At 73.4% G+C, this 3144-nt stretch carries 4 protein-coding genes; all 4 read left to right on the top strand.

The window, feature by feature from the left end:
* A partial coding sequence (locus E1182_RS29965) for a nitrite/sulfite reductase (RefSeq protein ID WP_132271101.1) occupies nucleotides 1-1682 on the top strand: 1682 nt, incomplete at its 5' end.
* Nucleotides 1679-1837, top strand: a complete 159-nt coding sequence (locus E1182_RS31440) for a hypothetical protein (RefSeq protein WP_165942768.1) — start codon at nucleotides 1679-1681, stop codon at nucleotides 1835-1837. The genes E1182_RS29965 and E1182_RS31440, both read left to right, overlap by 4 nt.
* Nucleotides 1834-2595, top strand: coding sequence for a phosphoadenylyl-sulfate reductase (locus E1182_RS29960; protein ID WP_132271099.1), 762 nt, complete (start codon nucleotides 1834-1836; stop codon nucleotides 2593-2595). Before E1182_RS31440 ends, E1182_RS29960 begins: the two co-directional genes overlap by 4 nt.
* The coding region (locus E1182_RS29955; RefSeq protein ID WP_132271097.1) for a sirohydrochlorin chelatase at nucleotides 2577-3144 on the top strand (568 nt) is incomplete at its 3' end. The genes E1182_RS29960 and E1182_RS29955, both read left to right, overlap by 19 nt.

Genomic DNA, 3144 nt, shown 5'->3' with positions numbered 1-3144 from the left:
GCACCCCGACGGCGCCGGCCGCCCGCGCACCCCGACGTGCTCGCGGTGAGGGGCAGTGGGCACTCGGGCATCGCGAGCCGCTCAACGCCAACGAGCGGATCAAGAAGGACGACAACCCGCTGAACGTGCGGGCCCGGATCGAGAACATCTACGCCCACCGGGGCTTCGCCTCCATCGACCCGCAGGATCTGCGGGGCCGGTTCCGCTGGTGGGGCCTCTACACCCAGCGCAAGGCGGGCATCGACGGCGGCCGCACGGCCGTACTGGAGCCGCACGAGCTGGAGGACGAGTTCTTCATGCTCCGGGTCCGGATCGACGGCGGGCAGCTCAACCTGGCCCAGCTCCGGGTGGTCGCCGACATCTCCCGCGAGTTCGCCCGGGACACCGCCGACATCACCGACCGGCAGAACATCCAGTACCACTGGATCCGGGTCGAGGATATGCCGGAGATCTGGCGCCGGCTGGAGTCGGTCGGATTGCAGACCACCGAGGCGTGCGGTGACTGCCCGCGCATCGTGCTCGGCAGCCCGGTCGCCGGGGTCGCCGAGGCCGAGCTGGTCGACCCGACCCCAGCCATCGACGAGATCGTCCGCCGGTACGTCGGCGACCCGGCGTACGCCAACCTGCCGCGCAAGTTCAAGACCTCCATCTCCTGGTTGGTCGACACCCCGTACGAGGCCAACGACATCGCCTTCCTCGGGGTGGACCACCCGGAGCACGGCCCCGGCTTCGATGTCTGGGTCGGCGGCGGTCTCTCCACCAACCCCATGCTGGCCAAGCGGCTCGGCGTCTGGGTGCCGCTGGCCGAGGTGCCGGACGTCTGGGCCGGTGTGGTCGGCATCTTCCGCGACTACGGCTACCGCCGGCTGCGCAGCCGGGCCCGGCTGAAGTTCCTGGTCGCCGACTGGGGTGTGGAGAGGTTCCGGGAGGTGCTGGAGAAGGAGTACCTGGGCCGCACCCTGCTGGACGGCCCCGCCCCGCAGCTGCCGGAGAAGCCGATCGACCACATCGGCGTGCACCGCCAGCGCGACGGGCGCAACCTCGTCGGGGCCGCCCCGGTGGTGGGCCGGGTCTCCGGCACCCAGCTGGCCCAGCTCGCCGACGCGGTCGAGGCGCACGGCAGTGACCGGGTACGGCTCACCGCGTACCAGAAGCTGCTGGTGCTCGACGTGGCGCCGGAGCGGACGGAGTCGTTGGTCGAGGCGTTGCGTGGGATCGGCCTGGAGGCCCGGCCGTCGGCCTGGCGGCGCGGCACCATGGCCTGCACCGGCATCGAGTTCTGCAAGCTCGCCATCGTCGAGACCAAGCGGCGCGGCGAGGAGCTGGTGGCCCGACTGGAGCAACGACTGCGCGACTTCGACGCCGACATCTCCATCCACCTCAACGGCTGCCCGAACGCCTGCGCCCGGACTCAGGTCGCCGACATCGGGCTCAAGGGTCAGTTGGTGGTGGGCCCGGACGGCCGCCAGGTGGAGGGCTTCCAGGTGCACCTCGGCGGCGGCCTGGGTATGGCGCAAGGGCAGACCGCCGGGTTCGGCCGCAAGCTGCGCGGCCTGAAGACCACCGCCGACGAGCTTCCCGAGTACGTGGAACGACTGGCCCGCCGGTACCTGGCGAGCCGGACCGAGGGCGAGACGTTCGCCAACTGGGTGATCCGGGTCGACGAGGAGGAACTGCGTTGAGTGCGACACGATCCGCGCCTCTCTACTGCCCCTACTGCGGTGAGGAGGACCTGCGGCCGAACGAGTCCGGGCACGGCGCCTGGGAGTGCCACGCCTGCGCCCGGGTCTTCACCGTGCGGTTCACCGGCCTGCTGAGCAAGGTGGTGGCCCGATGAAGCTGCTCTCCGCGACGAACCTGGGCCTGGTCGGGCCGGGCGGCCCACGGCCGGCCGACCCGACCCGCCGTGACCCGGAGGAGCTGCGCACGCTGGCCGAGCGGGCCGGTCGCGAGCTGGAGGGTGCCTCGGCGCTGGAGATCGCCCGGTGGGCGGCTGACACCTTCGGTGACCGGTTCTGCGTCACCAGCTCCATGGCCGACGCCGTCCTGGCCCACCTGGTGTCCCGGGTCGCCCCCGGGGTCGACGTGATCTTCCTCGACACCGGGCTGCACTTCCCGGAGACGCTCAAGGTCCGTGACGAGGTGGCCCGCCGGCTGCCGGTGAACGTCCGGTCGATCCGGCCCCGGCAGACCGTCGGCCAGCAGGACGCCGAGTACGGTCCCCGGCTGTTCAACCGTTCGCCGGACCAATGCTGCCAGCTGCGCAAGGTGGAGCCGCTGGAGCGGGCCCTCGCCGGGTACGACGCCTGGGCGGCCGGGCTGCGCCGGGACGAGTCGCCCACCCGGGCGAACACGCCGGTGGTCACCTTCGACGCCCGGCGGGGGAGGGTGAAGGTCAACCCGATCGCCGCCTGGACCCAGGCCGACGTCGACTCCTACATCGCCCGGTACGACATCCCGGTCAACGAGCTGTTCAGCCGCGGCTACGGCTCGATCGGCTGCTGGCCCTGCACCCGGCGGACGAAGGCCGGGGAGGACCCGCGGGCCGGTCGGTGGGCCATGTTCGAGAAGACCGAGTGCGGCCTGCACGTCTGACCGGCCCCGGCGCTTCCGTGGCGGCCGGGGTGGGCGACCAGGCGCCGGTGGTGCTGGTCGCCCACGGCAGCCGGGACCACCGGGCGGCGGAGGCGACCCGGGCGCTCGCCCGGGCCGTCGAGGCGGCCCGTCCCGGCGCGGTGGTGCTGCCGAGTTGGCTGGACCACACCGACCCGGGGCCGACCGAGGTGCTGTGTGGGCTGGCGGCGGCCGGGCACGCCGAGGCGGTGGTGGTGCCGTTGTTGCTCACCGCCGCGTACCACCGGCGGGTGGACGTCCCGGCGGCGGTGGCGGCGGCGCGTGCGTCGGCCTCGGAGCTGTCGGTACGGGTGACCGACGTGCTGGGGCCGGCGGACGGCACGGTGGACCCCGGTCTGCTGGCCGGGTTGCGCCGGCGGTTGGCGGAGGTGGAGCCGGGCGGGGTCGACGCGCTGGTGCTGGCGGCGGCGGGCACCCGGGACGCCCGGGCGCGGGCCTCGGTGGGCCGGGTGGCGGCGGCGCTGGCCGCCGAGTTCGCGGTGCCCTGCACCGTCTCGTACGCCTCCGCGG

The organism is Micromonospora sp. KC721, from assembly GCF_004348355.1.
GTDB lineage: Bacteria > Actinomycetota > Actinomycetes > Mycobacteriales > Micromonosporaceae > Micromonospora.
The sequence above is the reverse complement of the archived record's forward strand: the minus strand, read 5'-3'. Positions and strand labels throughout refer to the sequence as shown.

Coding starts and splice junctions, on each gene's coding strand:
- E1182_RS29960 (WP_132271099.1), top strand. CDS start 1,834: ATGAAGCTGCTCTCCGCGACGAACCTGGGCCTGGTCGGGCCGGGCGGC.